Source organism: Nostoc sp. NMS8, from assembly GCF_017115045.1.
In the GTDB taxonomy this organism is placed as follows: Bacteria; Cyanobacteriota; Cyanobacteriia; order Cyanobacteriales; family Nostocaceae; genus Nostoc.
The window spans coordinates 1-21,996 of sequence record NZ_JABXKK010000013.1; the positions used below are offsets into that span (position 1 = coordinate 1).

Annotated in this window: 18 protein-coding genes and 1 pseudogene; 7 read left to right on the forward strand and 12 right to left on the reverse strand. The window is 39.1% G+C overall.

Annotation, left to right across the window (positions count from 1 at the left end):
* The first annotated feature begins 889 nt into the window (after nt 1-889).
* Nucleotides 890-1,207: a hypothetical protein gene (locus tag HWQ39_RS00850; RefSeq protein WP_292840228.1), complete on the forward strand. Its 318-nt coding sequence runs from the start codon at nt 890-892 to the stop codon at nt 1,205-1,207.
* A gap of 365 nt (nt 1,208-1,572) precedes the next feature.
* Here the strand turns inward: HWQ39_RS00850 and HWQ39_RS00855 are convergent, their stop codons facing one another.
* From HWQ39_RS00855 to HWQ39_RS00880, 6 genes and pseudogenes are all read right to left on the reverse strand, one after another.
* A complete protein-coding gene (locus HWQ39_RS00855) occupies nt 1,573-2,544 on the reverse strand; it encodes a serine protease (protein ID WP_292840230.1) in 972 nt (323 codons plus the stop codon).
* Nucleotides 2,545-2,554: 10 nt separating this feature from the next.
* The gene (locus HWQ39_RS00860) at nt 2,555-3,367 is read right to left on the reverse strand and encodes a serine protease (protein WP_292840232.1); all 813 of its coding nucleotides are present in this window, start codon (nt 3,365-3,367) and stop codon (nt 2,555-2,557) included.
* Between the two features lie 25 nt (nt 3,368-3,392).
* Nucleotides 3,393-4,067 carry a COP23 domain-containing protein gene (locus HWQ39_RS00865; RefSeq protein ID WP_292840234.1) on the reverse strand — a complete coding sequence of 225 codons (675 nt, stop codon included), beginning with the start codon at nt 4,065-4,067 and terminating at the stop codon, nt 3,393-3,395.
* A 44-nt stretch (nt 4,068-4,111) separates the two neighbouring features.
* Complete coding sequence (locus tag HWQ39_RS00870; RefSeq protein ID WP_292840236.1) at nt 4,112-4,876, reverse strand: hypothetical protein; 765 nt, start codon at nt 4,874-4,876, stop codon at nt 4,112-4,114.
* Between the two features lie 186 nt (nt 4,877-5,062).
* Nucleotides 5,063-5,278 carry a hypothetical protein gene (locus HWQ39_RS00875; protein ID WP_292840238.1) on the reverse strand — a complete coding sequence of 72 codons (216 nt, stop codon included), beginning with the start codon at nt 5,276-5,278 and terminating at the stop codon, nt 5,063-5,065.
* Between the two features lie 825 nt (nt 5,279-6,103).
* Nucleotides 6,104-6,232, reverse strand: a pseudogene (locus HWQ39_RS00880) (integrase); the annotation flags it as partial.
* Here HWQ39_RS00880 and HWQ39_RS00885 point away from each other — a divergent pair.
* Nucleotides 6,200-6,385 (forward strand): hypothetical protein, encoded by a 186-nt coding sequence (locus HWQ39_RS00885; RefSeq protein ID WP_292840274.1) that lies wholly within the window; start codon nt 6,200-6,202, stop codon nt 6,383-6,385. The pseudogene HWQ39_RS00880 and the gene HWQ39_RS00885 sit on opposite strands and share 33 nt — an antisense overlap.
* Before the next feature lie 131 nt (nt 6,386-6,516).
* Here the strand turns inward: HWQ39_RS00885 and HWQ39_RS00890 are convergent, their stop codons facing one another.
* Nucleotides 6,517-7,188 carry a PEP-CTERM sorting domain-containing protein gene (locus HWQ39_RS00890; protein ID WP_292840240.1) on the reverse strand — a complete coding sequence of 224 codons (672 nt, stop codon included), beginning with the start codon at nt 7,186-7,188 and terminating at the stop codon, nt 6,517-6,519.
* Nucleotides 7,189-7,320: 132 nt separating this feature from the next.
* Nucleotides 7,321-11,979 (reverse strand): cadherin-like domain-containing protein, encoded by a 4,659-nt coding sequence (locus HWQ39_RS00895; RefSeq protein WP_292840242.1) that lies wholly within the window; start codon nt 11,977-11,979, stop codon nt 7,321-7,323.
* Between the two features lie 346 nt (nt 11,980-12,325).
* Between HWQ39_RS00895 and HWQ39_RS00900 the strand changes: the two genes are divergently transcribed.
* The 5 genes from HWQ39_RS00900 to HWQ39_RS00920 all read left to right on the forward strand — a co-directional run bounded on the left by HWQ39_RS00900 (nt 12,326) and on the right by HWQ39_RS00920 (nt 15,742).
* Nucleotides 12,326-13,051, forward strand: coding sequence for a ParA family protein (locus HWQ39_RS00900; protein WP_292840244.1), 726 nt, complete (start codon nt 12,326-12,328; stop codon nt 13,049-13,051).
* Nucleotides 13,048-13,473, forward strand: a complete 426-nt coding sequence (locus HWQ39_RS00905; protein ID WP_292840246.1) for a hypothetical protein — start codon at nt 13,048-13,050, stop codon at nt 13,471-13,473. The genes HWQ39_RS00900 and HWQ39_RS00905 overlap by 4 nt, the downstream gene beginning before the upstream one ends.
* A 119-nt stretch (nt 13,474-13,592) precedes the next feature.
* The gene (locus HWQ39_RS00910) at nt 13,593-13,838 is read left to right on the forward strand and encodes a UPF0175 family protein (protein ID WP_292840248.1); all 246 of its coding nucleotides are present in this window, start codon (nt 13,593-13,595) and stop codon (nt 13,836-13,838) included.
* A complete protein-coding gene (locus HWQ39_RS00915; protein WP_292840250.1) occupies nt 13,835-14,332 on the forward strand; it encodes a DUF3368 domain-containing protein in 498 nt (165 codons plus the stop codon). Before HWQ39_RS00910 ends, HWQ39_RS00915 begins: the two co-directional genes overlap by 4 nt.
* Before the next feature lie 390 nt (nt 14,333-14,722).
* On the forward strand, nt 14,723-15,742 hold the full coding sequence (locus HWQ39_RS00920) for a tyrosine-type recombinase/integrase (RefSeq protein ID WP_292840252.1): 1,020 nt from the start codon (nt 14,723-14,725) through the stop codon (nt 15,740-15,742).
* A gap of 92 nt (nt 15,743-15,834) precedes the next feature.
* Here HWQ39_RS00920 and HWQ39_RS00925 read toward each other — a convergent pair whose 3' ends face one another.
* Genes HWQ39_RS00925 through HWQ39_RS00940 form a run of 4 tightly spaced genes read right to left on the reverse strand, consistent with a single transcriptional unit; the run spans nt 15,835 to nt 21,965 of the window.
* Nucleotides 15,835-16,926, reverse strand: coding sequence for a hypothetical protein (locus tag HWQ39_RS00925; RefSeq protein WP_292840254.1), 1,092 nt, complete (start codon nt 16,924-16,926; stop codon nt 15,835-15,837).
* 12 nt (nt 16,927-16,938) lie between these two features.
* Nucleotides 16,939-18,441 carry a hypothetical protein gene (locus HWQ39_RS00930; protein ID WP_292840256.1) on the reverse strand — a complete coding sequence of 501 codons (1,503 nt, stop codon included), beginning with the start codon at nt 18,439-18,441 and terminating at the stop codon, nt 16,939-16,941.
* A gap of 27 nt (nt 18,442-18,468) precedes the next feature.
* Nucleotides 18,469-19,839, reverse strand: a complete 1,371-nt coding sequence (locus HWQ39_RS00935) for a hypothetical protein (protein WP_292840258.1) — start codon at nt 19,837-19,839, stop codon at nt 18,469-18,471.
* 5 nt (nt 19,840-19,844) lie between these two features.
* Nucleotides 19,845-21,965 (reverse strand): hypothetical protein, encoded by a 2,121-nt coding sequence (locus HWQ39_RS00940; protein ID WP_292840260.1) that lies wholly within the window; start codon nt 21,963-21,965, stop codon nt 19,845-19,847.
* Nucleotides 21,966-21,996: the final 31 nt, after the last annotated feature.

Consider the following 21,996-nt stretch of genomic DNA (forward strand, 5'->3'; position numbering starts at 1 on the left):
ATGAAACAGATCAACAAGCTGTTTGGTGTCGAGTAGTAGTTGAGAAAAAGCTCATCGTAATTGCGAAAAGCAGCGAATTAGTTTAAGGGGGCTGAATTGACTTACCCAAACACGAGCGGAACGTTTTTTAACTTCGCCAACAGCATCCGCTTCAATGGTGAAGAACTAGCATAAGAATCGCCGCATTTTTCAGAGGGGTGAACTCATCGATGGCTTTTGTCGTGATTGTGTAGTTATTCCGTAGTCTTTTTTGATGGCTGTTGCTTCGGCTTCTGCTTTTCAATTTTGATCCTCAAAAACTTTCCGCCAAATATGGCGTACTGTGCGTCAGAAAAAGATGGATTCCAAGGCTTATGCACTAAACAAGCGTGTTTAAAATTAGTAGGTAAATATGGGGATAAATCGGGTGACTTTTGGGATTTATTGGGAATTATTGAGCTAATGAGAATTTGGTGACTGGAAGATGTTGAAGAGGTAAAAAAATCAGCGATGAATTTGAATTTGCGTTCTGTAGGATTGGGATATATTGAGTTTAATTGGTGAGAATTGGTGAAAATCGGGAATTTGGGCGATTTTCGGTGTCATGCACAAAACAGCAAAATAAAAGCACAATTGTAATCTTTCACAAGATTTATTTACAAAGGCTGAAGGCATTACGGTATAGGCGTTTTAGCCTTTTAGGAATAATTCGTAACAAGGGGTCAAAAACGGGGTAAATTTTTGTAGATTTAATGTTGAGTCTTGGTTCTGTTTCAAGTCGAATGCTCAACGTTCAATTTGTTTGTGAACAGCTACGATAGTCAAGCGATCGCGCATCTTGTGGTCAACCTAATCCAAGATAAAATCAAGAGCGGGAAAAATGAAATTGATGATGAGCCAGGGGTAAGCTATGGAAGTCAAAAGCGAAGTGACAATAAAATTTAGTGGCGAACTACCAACAGCTACACCAGCAGCGAATAAAAAAGTTGCAATCGAGTTGACCGATCAGAATGGTATAGTCTTCACCGCTCAAGTTAACGCCAAAAGCTGGCGGAAGGCTGAGACTAGCGCCTCGGAATTTGCAGACTGGGCTGGGGCTGTATCGGGAAAGCTTGGACAGCGCACAGAAAACGGGTTTGAGGTAGTTGATGCTGGGGTTCAAATCTTTGAAAAGAAGGCGAAAGAGCCTAAACCAGATGTAGCGGCGGCTGAAGCTGGCGCAAGTTAATAGGCGTGTCTTATAGATAAAACTACAAGACTAATTCGAGCCAAAAGTGATAAATGCAGGTATGCCATTTGCTCAAAACAACTAATTTTTATAGCGTTGAGGTTAGCATCAGTTCCAAGCGAGTACAATTTTCCCGTTTTGGCACAGTGATGCCTATAATCGCTAAAACCTAGACTGAGCAAGGGTTATGAGGCACTATTTCCGTTTGAGTGCGGATCTCGGCTCAACCTCAATTAACCCTTTCAAATATCAGAGTAGCCTGAATTGATACTGATTGTTGAAGTGCTTTTTATGTCTAGCTTTCAGCATCATCGGTTTCCTTCGCGACCAAAATTTCTCCATTGCTATACAAAGGTGATACCACGCTAATGTCGTTTTTCTTCAAGAATTTGTAATCTCTCTTCCAGATTGGTTACATGACTTTTCAGTTTATCTAGATCAGTAAAAAGCCCGTAAATGTCGTCAATCATATCGGCTGTGCTTTTAGTTACTATTCCAACTGCAATAGCTGAATGATTCGGTGGAGAGTAGTTAAAAGCCAAATTTAGATTAGCAAGTTGAGCCTGAGTAACAAAGTTAATTGCTTGAATTCCGCAACTGTTATCAATACTTATCTGAGGATCAATGCAGTATACATCCCCTTGGCTACGTCCCCGTCCGTGTATCCCAACAACTTCGCCATCAATGTTGAATATTGGACCACCACTCATACCCCGTTGAGTTGAGTTGTTATAAAGGATGCTGTACCCACCATCAGGAAAGGGAGTACCAACAACTGCACTAACAAGTCCCTGTGAAGAAACACGTTGCCGTCTGGCACTTTGGTTTTCAGGGTTAGGCCAACCTGATACGAAGACAGTTTCTCCTTGATGAGGTTCTTGATTAGTGATTGGGACAACAGGATAATTGCGATCGCTCTCGAATTTGACAACTGCTAAATCAAAGCCATTAATCGGCCGGTATGAGGATGCCAAACTACCTTGAAAAGTACCAAATCGGAAAATAGCAGAGGGGTTATCAACTGGGTTAACTATATGCACATCACCATCAGCGGTGCGAACTCCATATAAATCATCCTGTTCAACCACATGCAGATTCGTTAAGACATAGTAGGTAGTACTGCTGTGAGCGACGATTACCCCTGAGCCTGGGTTAAACTCGTGTTGGGCTTCAACATCCCCTTTTTTTAAATTAGGGGCAATTAAAACTGTCGTTTGAGAAGCAAAAGCATCAAGCTCTTGGGGATTCAAAGCCAAAGCATTCTGGATCGGAATTGTTATAACTAAAGCTGTAGCTGTCCCAAAAAAGCAAGTAGATAGGTTTTTAGACACAAACATTCTGGTTCCCTTACTCAATCATTTGTTGAAAAGTTGCGCTTGGAATAGCCCAGCTGAGGGATTCCATTTGCTGGAATAGTTCTGGAGAGGGAATCGTGCCATCAATAAAGGTAAATGCACGAATGCCTTGAAAGGGATACTTCAGCCGTCCATTAATCCCAACCAACTGACCATCCCGATTCAGAACAGGTCCACCACTCATGCCATTTTCAACTTCGTTTGTGTAGCCCAGTCCGTAGCCTTGGGATAGTGGTCGCGCCAAGAGCATTTCCATTTTTCCAGTTGTGAATCGAAAGGCTCGTAAACCCCAGTAACTCGTACTTTCAATGGCATTAGCATTGAGATAATGCCAGTTATAAAACCCCGCAGCATAAATTGGATCGCCTGGGGAAAGCCGAGTTGAATCATTTATAGCAGCAACAACGTAAGCCTTTTTACTGGTAAATCGCACAAGTGCCAAATCTGTATCTTTAAATTCCACTGAGTGTAGCCACTCGGCGGGGTGCATCAGACCATCTATGGTCAGAACCCTGTAGTTATGGTTTACACTATCAGCAACTACATGACGATTGGTCAGCACGGTGTAGATTTTACCCCTACGGCCTACAATCACACCAGACCCTGCTCCTGGATTTGTAAAAATTCTCACAGTGATTTGTTTAGCTGTTTTTAGTACAGATAAATCTAACTGTTGGTGAACTGGAAATGCTTGCACAAGAAAGTTGCTGGAGTAGACACAACGATAACTGAAGTTAACTAACGACTGAGCTACAGGTAAGCAAGACCACTCTAATAAAACTGTTACACTGACAAAACTGACCAAAAATTTCCTAATCAAAGTAACCCACCTAAAAAGCAGGGCCTGGAACAGTTTCAGGCTGGAGGCTAGGACTGTTATTTTCTTGGGGAACGGCTTCAACCTCAGATCCTAAATTATGATTAGCCCATTCCTCTATACTGACGTACACTTGATCCCCGGCAGATTCATAAATTGTACCCGTACCAAACTGACCAAAGGTTTTGAGGGTTTGCAAGATATCCGCAGCCCTTTTGGCATTTTCTAGTTTGAGAGTAAAGAGCATATTTGCTGAATTACAGGAAGTGGCTCCACCATTGAGGTAGCAAATCACCATCTGACCATTGACTGGACCATTAGTTAACATTAAGTTTGCTAAACTGCCGCCGTTGGTAGCTACAGCCTGTGTTACTTTGCTAGAAACCATTTGACAACGTTGTTCAGGAGTGTACTCAGGACCGAAGTAGGTCGTGTTCCAGGCAATAAGAGTAGCTTGTTTTGTACCTCTCTGAGCAACAGTGGCATAACCACTACCTTGAGAAACACAGCGAAAAACTGTACTGGTTGGAGTACGACTAGGTTTTTCTATACTGTTAGAGTTCCCCCTGATAGACGGGATTCCAGCAAGTCTGCCTGTTTGGGGAGCAGAATTCGCTGCTCCAACACTTGTTGCTATCAATCCAGAGAAGACGAAAGTACTAACTAAAACCTGTATTTGGTGGTACATAACAATTTCCTCAAAAACTAAATTACCTAACTCACAAACACTTTCTAAAATCCTGAGCCCTCTTGGTTAGAGGGATTTGGATTCACGGTATTTGGCACACTCAGGGGAACCAGTTCATCTTTAACTGGATCGTATCCATACCGTCCTGCCGAAAGATTGGCTGTCGGAATAGCACAGGCTTGCTTACTATTAATAAAAATTTCTACTAATCCTGCGCCGCTACAGGTTACACGAGTCAGTCCCCAACTCGGCGGGATTAAGTTCTCTTCTTGAAGTTTCACTCGTGCCGCCTCCTGTGCTTCTCGTATTCGTCTTGCTTCTGCCTCTTGTGCTTCCCGTGTTCGTCTTGCTTCTGCCTCTTGTTGGGTTCTTAAAAACTCATTTAAAACTTGACCTTGATCAACTCTTTTAACTAGCGAAACTTGATAACGCCCTTGAGTTTTTTGTGAAGATAAAACCCGAACTTTCCAGGTTCCAGTAAGATCCAGTTCCATTTCGTTGTTATTTATTACTCCAACTGAACCACTAGGTTTAATCAGTACAATAATAGGTAAAAGATTAGAACCTACTTCTTTCTCAACAGCAATCCTAATTTTTTCTCCTGCTCGCCCTTCAAAGTTATATTCTTCCCCTAAATACTGTTCGCCATCAAAGACAAAAAGATGAGAAGTAGCCTCACTAATGATTCCAGAGACTGTTTGGCTAGGCTGAAGAGTCTGCTGTGCCAAAGTCTTACTCGTAGAAATAGCGAACGTAATGCCAACCAAGCTAGCTACTGCAAAACTGACTAAATATTTATGATCTTTCATGTTGTTCTCCTATATAGTTTTTTTGTATTAATTAACGCTATTGGCGAAAATGTTATAAATACTCTTACTAACAAGTAAGAGATATTAGCTTAGCCCCACCGTAATCGGCATTCCCCCGATCTGTTTGTTGTATCGAGGTTCCAAGTAAGACCAGAACTACTCCAAGCTCGATACTGAAATTCACTATTACTGCTCTGCCCGACATTCTCGGATACTTCCTGAAGGAATAGAGAGAGTTTTAGTAAACCACTGTCCTTCATGGCTAGTAGACTCATTGGAAGTGATGTAGTTCACGTTATCTGGAACCCATGTTACTTCAGCCGAAATCGTGTCAGAACAAGCGTTTCTAATTTGGATGCGATACTTTCCATGAAGCGGGTTGTCAAAAATCTTGCCTGGCACCGTACTAGGATCAGTTGGATCAAGCTTGTGGAACCCCTCAGAAGCACAATCCCAGAAACCATCACAAGCCTGAGATTTTTATATATTACCCGTAACAAAACCAGTTGCTAGTAAAGAGCTAGTTATCACAGCCGCAGTAAATCTGGAAAGATTCATAGTTTTTTCTTCGTAATCTCAGGAATTTTGCTGCTAGTTCGTCAACAACAATTTGAGGGTAGGCATTGTTTGTAGCTAGCGCTCAAATGCTAACTACAAACCTGTCAAAATAAACTTGATAGACTACTAGTGTTCTGTCCCAAAAGTTTTGAGAGGTTAGTGGTGTTTATAACCCCGACTTCTTCAAAAAGTCGGGGTTCTAGTAGCCCAGCAAAATTAATGGGACAGACCACTAGTTAGATTTCATGTGCAACTTGGCGGTGTATGTCTTACCTTTTACCTCGACGACTGTACTACACTACCCATTGATCAAGAATCTAATTTATAGTTTATAAAAAAATATTTTATTGCTTTCTAAACTTTATACTTATTTAACTTTATTTTTATTTAAAATATCTTTAAAATTCACTTTAAGCAAACTTATTTATGATGTTAGAAACATCATAAATCTAGATAAAATAGACAATAATGGCTATTATAATTGGCATTATTTAAAAATAAATACCATTAGGATTTTCACCCCTTAAAAGAGGATAAATTTGATTAATAAATTGCTATTTCGCAGAAATTCAATAAAATCTAAGACTTCTTGTTGCTGGGGTGAAATGAGCCATTGGCGAAATATTGCTTAACATTAATAACCTAGTTTTTGCAACACAACCGTGGTATTTAACGTCTCTTGTAAGGCACATTCAGTAAATCAATCGCCCGTTTCTTCGCCGTTTCTCCACGCCTATCATACTTACTTGTCGTACTTGGCGACGCATGACCTGCAAGTTTCGCTATCGTAACGATATCTGGCATCACTGTGCCAAAACGGGAAAATTGTACTCGCTTGGAACTGATGCTAACCTCAACGCTATAAAAATTAGTTGTTTTGAGCAAATGGCATACCTGCATTTATCACTTTTGGCTCGAATTAGTCTTTTTGATGGTGCAGAGTATTGCTAGTACTCTGCACCAATCAATTGAAGGTAAACAGCCGCTCTTCGGGTGAAGGGGAAAAAATCAGTGGCTAAGATGCTTGCTAGGCAAGCTTTTCAGCCTTAGCGTACAATTTTCCCGTTTTGGCACGGTGATGCCTAATTTGACTGAACTTTTTTTAGATGTTTTCTTTTTAACATAGCTCCAAACCCCCCAGCCAAAATAGAACCAAGGGTAGTTAAAGGTTCGGGGACTGGTTGAGGATTAGCATTTGTCACAGAAGCATTTGTTAATGACAATATTGATGAGCCAAAAGTATCATCCACATCGATAACACCGATGCCAATATTGTAGATGCCAGATGTTGCGAATGTGTAGCTAAAAGGAGAAGTTCCGGTTAGAGGGATAACTGAGTTGCTAATGGTTACAAAGGCGCGATCGCTGGAGAAAGTGTCATAGGTTAAAAAGGAATAGTCGAAATTGATAACATCCCCAGCCAGAACATTTAAAGCTTTCTTGATAGCAGAACCTTCGGTAGCATCAAGACCAAGGTCTCCTGAGTTAAGACCTAAAAAAGTTTCTAGGGAGTTAATATAAGTTGGGTCATTGCTGGAGACATTGTAATTGTCAGCGTCATCACTGCCATCTGAGAAGGCATTTGTTAGGGTCGCTTGACTTGGAACTGCAAAAACATCACCTGATTTGTCCCAACTGCTCAAATCAAGGCTGGCAGCAAAAGAAGGGGAGGCAATGGTGAAACTGCTCAAGCCCAAGAAGCTAAAAACCATTGCCTTTTTCATTCTTCGTTTGATAAAAGTTGCAATCAACATATAAAACTCCTACAAATTTATGAAAACGCTTTGTTAGTAGATATCTCAATAGATACTAATTTGGAAGACTGAACTAAGTACTGGCTTGATCGTTGCCCTCCCATTTTTTCGTAGAAGGGCTAAGGTCAAGCGCTAAAACACAAAGTTGCTGGCGTTATTAAAAGTGCCAGTACCTGCCAAATTTACGGTGATAAAAGGTCTGAAAATGTCGTTGCCTGTGGGGCCATCAGCATCAATTTGCACGCTGAAATTGCTGGCACTATTACCCTGAACAACTTTCACATAGCCATCAGCTATGGCGTTAGTGCCCTTGTAGCCTCCTGTAACTAGGCTGTCAAGCAGTTCAGTGAAGACAATATTATCTTTGCCAACCTCGAAATCTGTAATCGTGTCACCGCGATCACGGATGTTAGTATAGACAAATTGGTCATTACCGCCACCCCCTGTGAGTGTATCTGCACCTTGGAAACCAGTGATGCGATCGCTTTTAGAAGTGCCAGTTAACGTATCACGCCCTGGTGTACCAGTAATTTCATTCGGCTGACTGGACGGATTAACAGTAACTGCTACTGTGGCCGTACTCGTGCCACCATTACCATCGCTGACTGTGTAATTGAAGCTTGCTGCTCCACTGAAATCAAGAACAGGGGTAAAAACAACATTGCCTTGTTGTGTATTAAATACAACGCTACCATTGGTGGCATTGCTAACCGCAGTGATTCTCAGGGAGTTACCGTCAATATCGCTGTCATTGGCTAGCAGGTTTGTAATTGAAAGCGTGAGTGGGGTGTTTTGGTTAGTGCTAGCGGTGTCGTCAGCAGCAATCGGTGCATCGTTGACGTTAATTATTTGCAAGTCAAAGATATCTTCACTACTCGCGCCTGCAATATCTGTTGTTGTTAATTTCAGGCTGAGAGTGCCAACATCGCCGTTGGTTGGTGTGCCACTGAATGTCCGTGTAGCTGCATTGAAGTTGAGCCAAGTTGGTAAAGGATTGCCGTTACCTAACGTTGCCTTATAGTTAAGACTATCACCCGCGTCTACATCATTGAAGGTGTTGGCATCGAAAGTGAAGCTGAAGGTTGTGTCTTCTGTGGCTGTTTGGTTGGCGATCGCATTTATCAGAATTGGTGCGTTGTTAACTGGTGGATTTTTTAGGTTGACACTTTTTAGGGAGTAGGCAGAAGTAGGGATGCGATTATCATCAAAAACTAAGGCGTAGACATAATACTGGCTAAGGTCTATACCTTCTGTATTCCAAACGTACTTGCCAGAGCCTTCAGTCTGGGGATTTACTTCTCCAATCCGAATGCCGTCGAATCCTTGATTGTCAGTGTCGTAGTAGAAAGTAATTTGGGCATTGGAATCTATGTTAGAGATTTCGTAGTTAATGATGACATTGGAGCTATTTAGCTCTTGCTTTAACTCGCTAATTGCCATCTGCGGGGCTTCCAGTCCACCCAAAGCTGAAAACTCAACTTTGCCTAAACTAGAAGCGTCAGGAAGCTTAATTTTCCAAATGCCTGCTTCTGGTTTGTCAATCCGAACAACCTTACGAGTCAAACTACCCAATTCATTAACTAGGACAATTGTTTGATTATCAACTAGATCAGACTCTGTGTAAATTTTGCCATTAGGAGCTTGTATTTCAACGGGGGCACTACTGGCTTCATTTTTCCAATTAACAGCTAATAGCAGCCAAGGGGTATCTAATGCAATAGAAAAGGAATCTTCTTGAGAAAAGTTGAGATTAAGTTGCGTATCTGTAGCATCTAAAGTAATGGTTAAAGTATCATCTTCAACTTTGAGTTGTGCTAGCTGCTGTTCATTTAAAGTTTGATGCCGCACCAAACTAGAAAATATAGCTCCCTCGTCTCCAGGTGCATCGATTAAGTTGACTTGAGCATCTACCCAGTGACCAATTTCCTCTAGCAGAACATCAGTAATGCTGTTTAAATCTGAGGCATGATAAGTAAGGTATTCTTTAGCCAAATAGATGGTGTTAGTACTATCAGCAAAAGCAGCATTTGCATCCCCAATGTTAGCAGCAGGGAGTATTTTAATAGCTGGGATGGTGTCAAAGTTGCCTAAAGCCCAAGCTTGAGCTATTTGATTGCCTGTTGTTGTATTCCAACTATTGCCAAATGCCAGATTCATTGTAGTGCTGAATTCTGGTGATGTTGAAAATTGTTGCAGATAGCTGTAAGTAGTTGGTAAGGCTGATGCTAAGACTTGCGAGAGGGCAAAGTCATTCAGTAAAGAAACTTGATTATTCTTGAAAGTTCTGTCAAGAGAAATAGAGCCTTCTGCTGGAAGCGTTTTTTGCTTATAAGATTCAATTTCTTCGGCTCCAATAATGTCGGTTTTCCCATCCAAGGAAACTTGATAGCCTACTTTTATTGAGGGGAAGATGCTACCCCACCCAGCAACACTATCATCAGATAAATCATTATTATTGATAAACTTTACACCAGCACCAGCAGATAAAATTTCTATCCCATTGATACCCATTGTTACATAAATATCAATATTAGGAATTGTGACTTTACCTTCACCAAATATAGTGAAATCCAAGTTGGAATTACCCACAAAACCAGCATTCAACTTAATTAAACCATTGAGGACTTCTGCATTAATTTGAGAAGCTAAGGATAGATTATGCCAATCAATATTTAAATTAGGGATACTACCTGAGAGTAATCCGCCAATAAGATTGACGTTACCATTCATGAGGAGCCTATCTTGATTTATAGAGCCATCAAGTGTGAATATACCAACCGAATCGCTAACAAATTGGCGACCAACCCAATCAGGTAAAATTGTACTTATGCTTGATAATCCAAGAGGTTTAGCAGCAAATGTGACGCCGCCATTAAAAGTAATACGACTTTGAGCTTCTTGACTTAAATTAATAACCTTACCTTTGATTTTTTGGAGAGATATTAGTGGTATAATTGGAAGAGGCAGATTGCCAGATGATTCTATTTCAGCCGAATTCAACTGCCAACCATTTCGTCCTTTTTGAAAGTCAAGCGTTCCTTGTAAACCACGAATTAATCCCCAAGGTAATTGGATATCAGCAGTTCCTATAATCTTATCGTTAATAGTATCAATATTAACTAATGCTTGATTTAATCCCCAATTTCCTAAAAATGCTATGTTGGCGAGTGATAAAGTTCCAACAGCATCTATACCGCTATTACTAACTTTAATATATTTGCTACCATTGAAGTCAGCATTAAACGTAGCATTGTTTAGAAAAGGACTATTTCCTGTAGCATTTCCCTGAATTATGAAAGAGTCTTGATCCCATCGAAGCTTTAAATTAGAAGCGTCAAAGTCGAAAAGATTTTCATATCCAAATTTAACACTTGGAAGTTGAATTTCTGAAGGCGCAAGCTTACCATCTTGAAACACTAAGTCGAAGTTGATTTTTTGCTCTGGTATTTTAAGTTCAGCTTTTGCCTTAACCGTGCCAGTTGCACCAAATTGTTTGTCAACATTGACAGTAATATTTTGAAGTCCCCACTCTGTTCCGAAAATAGGAATTGGAGCAACAGAGATTTCGGCAATCATCGCTAGATTTAAACCGTCTGTTCCTTCTTTGAATGCAATATAGTTATTGCCTGTGAGGTTTAAGGTAGCATTATCAAGAGTAGGAACGGTAAATCTACCTTGAATTGTACCTTCATTTTTTTTAAGGTCTAAAGCTAAATTAGCATTTTCTATTTTAATTTCCAATAATTTTCCTGGAATAAGTGTACGGTTTTCAGGAAGTTTAAGATTTTCACCAGTTAAGCTGACGTCCGTCTGACTGATGATGAGGTCAACAAAAGTTATCGGGAATTTTTCTAAAGAACCGCTAAGTTCATAAGGTAATAAAACTTCACCTTGAAGTTGAATTTGATCAGTTTTCAGAGCAAGTTTACTGAAATTAACGTCTAATCCAACTAATTTAAACTCTTGTGCTGAGTTTATGGCATTATCAGAAAATGAACCTGTCTCTACTTGGTCACTAACAGAATTTCTTATATCCTCACTATAAAAACTGAACTTGCCACTAAATAATGGTGCGGTTACACCGCCAATTCTGGAATAAGCCGTTCCTACCACAGTAAATTCTAAATCGTCTATCTGTGCATATCCATCTTCTATCTTAAAGACTGAGAATTGATCCCAGTATTCATTAGTAACTATAAAAATATTACCGCCGTATTGTGTACCAATTGAAAAGTTATCCTGCTCAATTTCTATGATATGACCATCTAAAATTATTTGAGCTGTATCATCTTCTATTTTTAGTTGATGTAATTTTTTTTCATCTATAAAATCACCTTTTACTAACGATGAGAAAATTGCTCCTTCATCACCAGGGGAATCCACCTCATTAAGTTGCGAGTCAACAAAGTGACCAAATTCTTCCAGCAATACACGAGCGATCGCATCTACATCTTCCTGATGATTTATGATAAATTCCTGGGATAGATAAATCTTATTCGTAGCCGCCGCAAAAGCTCCATTAGCCCCATTGATATCTGCTGCATCTCGAATTTCTATCTTAGGAAAATCACTGAAATCATTTGCTGACCACGCCGTTCTCAATGAGTCAACATTAGCACCCTCGCCAAAAGCGATCGCCATCTTTTGACTAAAATCAGGCTCACTGGTAAAAGTTTGTAAGTTTTCCTGTGCTAAAAATAAAGCTTGTTCTACGGAAGTTAACTGTGTCGGGTCAAGAATTAAAGAAGACTTTACAATTAAATTTTTTCCGGGGACGTGTGCATTTTTCATCTTTTGAGTAGTCTTTACAGATAGGACAAGGGAGGAGGGTTGACGCAGATTTATTCGCTATAACTGGTCTTCTAAATACTTTAATGCCAAGTATAAAGTTTTACGGTCGGAAAAAGGTCGGGAAAAGTAGGATCTTCTTAGTATATTTACGTAAACTTAAAAATTGAGTTAGGCACAAGCTTAAAGGAATAATGTATAAAAGTATTAGACCTTTATGGTATTAGTTAACCAGAGGCGATCACCCCTATATGATCATTGAAAACTCAGGCGATGTGTCTAAATGTATAGATATAAAAGTATTAGACCTTTATCATATACACTGATTAACGCTTTAGTTTTTTAACAAATGATTGTCATCAGTGTATTCAACTTTAAAGGTGGGACAGGTAAAAGCTCTACTGCCCTGAACTTAGGGGCATTTCTAGCATCTCCCAAACGCCAAACCCTGCTGATTGATTTAGATGGACAGCGTACTCTCTCGTTCGGTCTAGGCATGGATGGTACTGAGCCAACAACCCTTGACTGGCTAACCAGTAAAGAAGTGATCGCACCCAAACAGACCCAAGTAAAACACCTTTGTCTGATTCCAGGTGATATAGGTATGTTTCGCCTGACATCGGAGGATAACTTGTTTGTTCCAGCACTGTCACGACTTTCTGGGTTTGATGTAGTCTTAATGGACTGTCCCCCTGGACTGTCGGTAGCATCAGTGCAAGCCATCCTTAGCAGTTCGCGCATTCTTATTCCCACAATGAACGAACCTGCTTCCCTAAAAGGACTTTCGGAAGCTGTAGAACTAATTCGAGGGGAAAGGGCAGATATTCCCATTGATGTTGTCAGAACTCGGTATAAGCCCCGGTTAGTTCTGACTAAAGAGGCTGACGATTTGCTAATTGAGGCAGCAGTGGAGTTAGGTTATCGACTCTTACACACAACTATCCCTGATAACATAGCTGTTGCTGAATCCATCGCAGCGCAACAACCAGTTAGCACTTACGCCCCCAAGTCCAGTGGTGCTAGAGCTTACCAATCTTTGGCTAAAGAGTGCATTAAACATTGGGGGATGAAATGACCAAAAAGAAAATGTCTGGCATGAAATTAAGCCAGTTTTCTGGAATTAAGAGCCAAACAGAGCCAGAGATTACCTCTCAGACCACCGAAGTAGAACCAACTTCCCCAGTAGTTGAGAAAATGCCTATAACATCACCAGCCCCAAAGTCAGCATTAGAAGCGCCTACTGCATCACCAACTTCTTCAGCAGTAATATCAGAAAAGCCCGTGACGATCAATATTAAAATTACTCGCACACAGCATGACTGGTTAACGGATACAGCCCGAACAGTGCGGGACAACAACACAGAAGCAGTTCCCCCTGGTGAGCGGGTTTACCCTCAGCACCTAATCGGAGTTGCCATAGAACTATTGCTTTCTTGTGAGGTTGACTGGAGCCAAATCAAGAATGCTGAAGACCTCAAACGATTACTAAACCTATAAGCTCATTAAGGTATAATTACTTTAAATTATAAAGGTCTAATACTATAAAGGTTTTATGGACATTTCTTGCCCAGCACGACAGAAGAATTAGAATAAACTATGAATTGGAGTTTTCCCTTATGAGCGTCATAATTCCCGATGACATCCTCCGAGCATCAAACATGACTGAGGATGAACTGAAATTAGAAATTGGCATCTTGCTTTATGAGCAAGGTAAAATTAGCAGTGGCAAAGTCCGAGCCTGGACAGGAATCACAGTACTTGAATTCCAGCATGAACTGGCTAAACGCGGTTTACACATCAACTATGATGTAGAAGACTTCCAATCCGATGTGCGGACACTGCAATCAATGGGCTTGTTGTGATTATAGTTAGCGACACATCACCGATCACAAACTTGGCAGCGATTGGTCAGTTAGATTTACTGCGTCAGTTGTATAGTCGCCTTATCATTCCCCAAGCCGTTTATAACGAGATGGTAGGTGTAGATAAAGTTGTCCCTGGGGCAGTAGAAGTACAACAGCTATCTTGGATTCAGACGATAACTGTTGTTAATTCTCAACAAGTTACAGAAATTCAGGAAAATCAGAACAATATTGACTTAGGAGAAGCCGAAGCAATTATTTTATCTTTAGAACTGAAAGCTGACTTGCTATTAATGGATGAACGCCGAGGACGAGGAGTCGCTACAAGTTATGGACTAAATGTAACGGGTCTGTTGGGAGTCTTGCTACAAGCCAAAAAACAAGGGCTAATTCCAGCTATTAAACCATTGATTGATCAGTTAATTACTACTGCTGACTTTCGGGTTAGCCAAAAGTTGTATGCAATTGTCTTGCAATCTGCTGATGAGGGTTAAGACTTTCATAGAACAAACGCCTTAAATCCGTGGCTCGAACAATTTTCAACAGAGTAAAACGAAAACAACCAGACACTCCGTTGAAAAAAGTACGAGTAGGTAATATTAGCCTACTTACCATAGACGGCAGCAGTTTTTGGGTGTTGGCTATTTGAACCGCAGGCATCACTTTGGGGCAGAGTCCCCAGTATTCTTGTGCTACCAAAATTGATATCAATTTCGATATCAAAGCAGCAATTTTACAGACTACCACAGTGCTAATGATACTTAGTAACTTCCGCAACAAGTGGCTATTGCTATATCTTGTGTAAACAGTAGAGCAAGAACATTGTATGTAATGATGAACGTTATTGGAAAGGCGCATTATCGATAACGAATTAGTGAGCATTTATGCCTAACGAGCCAATTTTTGGTGAGCTAGTAAAAGTCGAGTTGGAGGCGTGTTTAGATGCACCTCTAGCCAGATATTTTGACGCACAGCTTGACACTGACCCAGATGTGTTGGCGCAGCTGTTGGCAGATAAGCGTAACCCCAATACTCGACGGGCTTATGAAAAGGATTTGAGGGATTTCTTTCTGAAGATGACTCTTGTGCCGCCGACTGGTGATAGTGTGCTGGAGTTTCTGCACTTGCAGCGAGAGCAGGCGGTGATGGTGGTGTTGAAGTACAAGGCGATGTTGATTAAATCTGGGTTGCGGGAGGCGACAATCAATCGGCGGTTGGCAGCGATTAAGTCGTTGGCGAAAATGGGGCGGAAGTTGGGGGTGTGCAACTATTCCCTGGAAGATGTTTCCGGCGAGAAGGTTAAGGCGTACCGGGATACGCGGGGGGTTGATAGCAAAGCGATAGCACTCGTGATTCAGCAGTTTGATAGAGAAACTTTGATTGGTAAACGCAACTATGCGATTTTTTTGGTGCTGTGGGGTTTAGCATTGCGTCGCCAAGAGATATGCCATCTTAATGTGGGTGACTTTGATTTTTATGGACGCAAGTTGAGGGTTTTGGGGAAGGGTAAGGGAACGAATGAAGAATATTTGGATATGTCCAAGGATGTAGCGGCTGCTCTTGCAGATTGGTTAATTGCTAGGGGTGATTTGAATGGCAATTTACCGATATTTACGGCATTGGATTTTCATAATGAAGGGCATAGATTGACTACGGATGCTATCTATAAAATAGTTGCTACTGCTTTTAAGAAGGCAGGGGTGAAGAAACCGATGTCACCTCACAGGGTCAGACATTCGGCAATTACGGCGGCGCTTGATGCAACTGATGGGAATATTAGAAAGGTGCAGAAATTGAGCCGTCATGCTGACCCGCGAACGCTGATGATTTATGATGACAACAGGAATAAAGACCTGTGGGAGATGTCGGAATTGTTGACGGGAATGTTGAAGAAGGATGATTGATAAAAATTAATCAATATCCATTTTGATTCTGGTTCAGTGAGTAAAAAGGGTTTAACAGCACATAATTTTCGCTCTTTTGCTCATTTACCCCCTTACCTGTTTTTAATTGTGTAGAGAACAATACCTAATTCAAAACAAGGATGGTAGCCTTTATTCTCTGGTTCATAGATAAATAACTTGCGAGCAGGCCCAACATTGAATTCACTTAGTTGCTTACTTAATCTATGTATCGCTACTTTCAGAGGAGAATTTTGGCTGCTTCCTCCCTCAATTTGAACTCCAGAGCGCAACCCCAAGCCATGATCTGTCTCGTAACCATAAGCATAATCACGAACAGCTAAAGCATCATTTTCCGGAATATCATCTACTTGCGTTTTTGATTTACGTGGTGAACGATGATAATCCTGCTCACGAATAATTACCTGAGCCTGTTGTTCAGTTTTATTTGCCAAAAAAGCTAATATTTGAAAAGCACTTGAATCTGCTTTTATTCCTAATAAAGGGTCAAATTTTTTAGACCCAGGCATTTCTAATAATACAGATTTTTCCTTTGCTTTATCCCAAAAACTATCTAGTATTTTCTGTCTACCTTTCTTTAATAAAGGAGCTATGGGCAAATATTGTTTTCTAGGCATATTCATCTGTTCAGCCATAGCCTGATGTTCTTCGCTTGTGAAACCCAAACCAATCAAAACCTTTGGTGTGACTACAGAAGCTTTAACAGAAAAATCAGGCTGTTGAAGTAAGTCTATAAGCCAGTCATAAGAACTATCAGGATCTTCATCTATATCTGATTTGTGAATAACATCAATTACTCCTTTTTGTCTCCGCAATTTTGCTGTTTCCCGTCTAAATAGTTGGTTATCACCATCACTCAGAAAAACGGGTGCTGCTGTAACTACAATAATTTGCATATCATCGCGTTGGGCGCAAATTTCTCGGATCACGCCCATTCCCTGCCATCGCTGGAGTTCTCGTTGCTTTTCAGCTACAGGAGTGGGCGTGACATAAAGAATTTCATCAATTAGTGCAAACTTAACAGATGGGTTGGTCTTGGCTATTTTGATAGCTTCTTTGGCATCTTGAGTAGAGTAACAAATAAAACCAGCTTGTTTTAATCGTCGTTCATGTCGTGCTAGCCAAAGTTCATCATCATCCAGCACTAAAATACTGAAATCAACCACACTCTCACCTTTTTAATATGAAGAAATAAATTTTTCACCTGTAGATTGCAACAGGTCTTTTAAATGATTAAATGCTTCTTCTAATCTAGATATTGCCTGATATCTTTGTTCGTTATCCTGAATACTAATATTATTTAGCGCTGTTTGAAAGTGCTGTTGCAATTGTTGACTTTCATCACCAATCTTCACAACTGTATGACAAGCTACGCGAGCATCTGAGCGCCATTGTTCAACAGCTTTTTCTATCTCTTTTATTTTCTGATTATCTTGATAACGCAAATCTTTGAGATATTGAATGTTTTCAATACATGATGTTATTTGATTATTCCTTATTTTCTGCATAGCCTGTAATTCTTTATGCAATAGTTTAAAGTTCTCTGGCTCTAGTGGTACTAACTCTGCTATCTTATTGAGCAAATCAGGAAGTAACCAATAATTGCCCAAAGAATCATGAGAACCATAACCAAAACGCAGAACTCGATACTGCTGTTTTAAGAGTGAAAATGGCGTAGAAGTCAAAACTAAAACAGCACCGCTAAAGTTTTCCAGCCTCAGCATTGGTAGGTATGCTAACTGACTTTCTGTCATGATAATGACGGATTTTTTAAAAGTCTTCCAGTTATATAAATGTTCATTTTCATCAAAAAATAACGTAGGAATATTAATCAATGTAGAGATAATAGTAGCTGTAGCAACACTTGTCAAACTGCCCTTAAAAGCCAGAATTGAACTAAATTGAGATTTTATTTTACTCAAAAATGAATCAATAGGTTGTAAACACAGTTGAGTGTTAAGGGCTTGAGCTGCCTCTACTACCATATTTAAAGTGATTCGCTTTTCGGAAGTTGTAGATGAAGCAATTTGATGGATTAAAGTTGCAACATTTTGTTTATCACTATTGTTTCTCCTGGTTATCTGCCACTCACTATCTAATAAACTCATCAGGTAATCGGCTTGTTTTTGGCTATACTCTGAAATACCCAAACCGTTAAGCCACCATGATGGATGCCATACTTTTTCTTGCTGAGAATATACTGCTAGATAAGTCTGAGAAAGCAATGACAGAGCTGGCAGCAATTCTAAAGTTTTACAACAGATAAGAGGTAACTTTAAAGATTTTCCAGTTACATAATCAGCTATCTCTTCAATATCTTTTAGTTGAATTAAAAAATCAGGTGCTGTTGGACGTAATATCGGCAGAATACCTTCTTTAACTTCAGGAGTACCAGGAGTATTAAATTCAAAAATATGTTGAGAATTCACATTACAACTACGCCAAAGCAGTTCATCGCTAGAATGAAAAAATATAGCATCCACAAATGTAGGTAATTTGCTTTCTGGAATAATGACTCCTTCTGTATCACCATTGTGGAATTTTCTGTAATCACTGTTAGATGCAATAATATATACTTCAGCAAAATGATTTAATAAAGCTTTTGCCCAGAGATAATTTCTAGTATCTCTGCAAATCACACAAGCAATTAGATAAGGTTGATTTAATGGTAGGTTATTCATAATTTATTTATTGATTTTAGGTTTAGTTTATTTTGTAGCAGCAATTACTAGTGTGTCTGCTTCCATGTATATAGTGCCTGGACTCATAAATCCACTCTCACTAATTGCCATCTGACCCCATAAATTCAAAATAGTATTTCTAGTGTTTTTGGCCTCTGGAGAAATATTGATTGTTGGTTGCTTAAATATTGCACTAATAATTTGAGCCAGACTTTCTTGACGATCTGATGATTGATTTTGTGCATTCCATGTAAGTTGAATTTTGAGAACTTTACCTGCCTCATAAAAAAATATACTCCGGACTAAAGACTTTTCTGATGAATTATCCTGAGAAATCTTTTCACTGCGTAGAGTAAATAGACAAATGAAAAAGTCATAGAGAGCTATAGCTGATTTACGGGCAGTTACTTGATCTTGTAAAGGAAAAACTGGACTACTCGCTTGTGAAGATTTAATCCAAGCTTCAGTATCATTTAGAAAAACATCAGCATTGCCATAAATTTTTTGATGAGCCATCAATGCTATGAGATAAGCCGCACCAACAGAAAGATGCCGTTTTGCAGCATTATCAGTTTGACCACAAAAAAAGGCACCAGCTAGACATTTTAGTGACTCATGGATATGATTAGCAGATGCCTCATTTTCCCACCAAGCTTTAGGTATATCTAATTGCAAAGCATGGGCAATTTTCTTCTTGTATTCATTAGCTTGATAAACAGCAGTCTCGTCTTTTGAGTCGAATAAAAATTTTCTAGCTTCCGCAAAGTTATGCTTGATCAGGATTGTTGTATCATCACTTAAAAACCATCTATCAGAGTAACGCCACAATCGAGAAAGAGGATGTTCATCAATATCTAACCAACGTAAAAAATCTTCAGGTAGCAGCTTATATTCTTGTTTATGATCATGAATTGATGTTTTTTGAAACCGTTCTAAAGCATGAGGATTAGGTAAGTCTGCACCACCTATACTTAAGTAAGCAATTTTTTCGGCTGCTAAAGGTTGATATTCATACCAGTAATCAACAAATTTCAGACCATGTGCGTTACTTTCCATAGTTTGCTGACCATGAAAATAATCTACTAGTAGATACAGCTTATAATTAGTAAATTCCAGTTCACCAATCCAAGTTTTGATAGTATTAATAATTAATTCAATATCTGGATTTTCTGGTGATTGTGGTAAGTCAAAAAAACCAATGGCAAGTGTATCTTGATGACGACTTAGCTTATCAAAAATTACCTTTAGACCATAGCCATGTGCATTGGGAGGATTATCATATTCAACCAATCTAAAGCAATCATCAACAACAATTATTACTTTTTGTCCTTGGTCTTGTTTCCAGACATATCCCAAGCATCTTTCATCTTGACTAAAATATTGGATTAGTCTTTCCATAAAGGTCAATTTTTCCTGATAATTGTATACCAAAAATCATCTTTTACTTCTGGCACTTGTATAGTAAAAATGCCTTGCATACGCTTATTTAAAGATTCAAAAAAAGTCAAGTCTCTTGGATCTTCCACTTGCAAGTAGTCGAACTTTTTGCGATTTTTAATAATTACTTGCTCATAACTTACTTGTATCTGTAGATATGGTCCTGACTGTTCATAACATTTAGCACGAAAAGCATGATATGCGGCTTGCCAAAAACAATGATGGAAACAAATAGCGAATCCTCGCCATCTTAGCCACTCTGGGCAATCTCTATCTAACCATTCAATAGCTTCTGCTAAAGAAGTTTCAAATACCTCATTACTAAAGGCAGATATTGGCTCTACAGCTTTTGAGATTTCTAATGCTTTATCGACTGTTTTTGTATCAGCTTTTTGAGTTTGAATATCAGTTGTTTCTTCTAACGTCCTAATGTAGGTTGCACGTCTTAAAGCATGGCGCAAACTGATATTAATCAATTCCTGGAAAACTTGTTTATTGGTTAAAGTTTCCCATTCAGGAAAATCAGGTTCTGGCTCTTCCGATATATTTTTAGATGGTTTGAGGTCAAAATTACCCCAAATATCTATTAAGGATTTTAATTGCCAAAGAGATGATTTTGTCCTTGATTTAAGCATTTCTTTGACAGGATCATCCCAAACTTCCGCGACTAAGCCTGCTGCTTGATGGGCTATTTGCCGAGATTGTTCTTCCTTACCCTGCATTTGAATTTTTTCTGCTTCCTTTTTTCGTAAAAGTAGTTCTTCATATAAGCCAGGAATATCAATTCCGACTATTTTTTTCTGTCCATCTAATTCGGCATTAATTAATTTTTTATGCTGCTCTGTTAACCATTTAGGCCCATAAATATCAACGCCGTGGTTAGAATAAACTAAAATTTCATTAGTTGAAGATTTATTAGGACTTTCTCCGGTTTTAGAAACATTAAAATTAACAAAATAATCTTTTACTGTTTCTAGAAATAAATCTTTAAAGTCCAGATGATTGTTTAAATTATCTTCTAGCTTGGATAAAGCATCGAACTTAAGAGAGAATTTCAGAGTCTCTGAGACTGTTTGAATAACATTGTAGAGTTTAAAATATTTTTCCCTTTTAAACACTTCTGGTTTATCTACTACTTGTGAATCTCTTGCACCAAAAGAATCTTCCCATTTGGCGAATAAATATGCCATGCCAGCAAACCAGTAATTATCAATTATTAATGGATAATGGATTAGATAATTGTCTGAAGTATCTGAAGAGTCAGTAGTATAGGTAATTTTATGAATTAAAGATTTTTCTACACAAGCAAACCAGGCTTGAGATGGGTGATCATATAACTTTCTTGTCCAAGTCCTGCCATTTCTCAGTTTACTCTTTTCGACTTCTGTTAAATGTGCTAGACCTAAATTATCAGCCATTGATAATAAAATATCTGTTGTGTTGGGTTGCTTTTGGCAAATAAATAACCCATCAATCATTTTCTGAAATTTACGCGAATCTGCTTCGTAATTGCCTAAAGGACGAAGATTTCCTAGTTTCCATGCTTCGTAAATAACAGCACTGGCTCCAAAATTAGTGGGAATAAATTCTATTTCATATCTTTTAATTAATTTTGTAATTATACGCTTTATTTTATCCAAGTCATCTTTTGTTGGTAGTTCACCTGGCTCTAATTTTTGTATTCTGTTGTAGAAAATTGTATCTAAATGCCGCATATCTTCCGCCAAATCTGATACGCCAAATTCATCAGCCTCTGGGCTTTCCCACCTAACAGATTGCCAATCTAAGTCCCGATGTTTTGCATTAGCATATAATTTTTTTACATCATCTAATAAAGATTCTGCCTGAAAGTTGTTTAACAATCGGTCAGAAACATGAGGGTCAAATCTTCTTTGAAGAACTGTTTTCCCATTCTCCTGGTATTTATAATTAAATAAAATTTCAAAAATTAAAAACTTGGGTCGATAATTATTAATGGAGTCACTCAATTGGAGATAATTAGCAGCTTCGGAATCAGTCATCGAGAAAACTGCTAAAGATTCTTGAATGCTTTCTACATAACTGACAAAATATGGATTAGAAGTCATAAAGTACTTAACCAAGTATTTAAATATACTC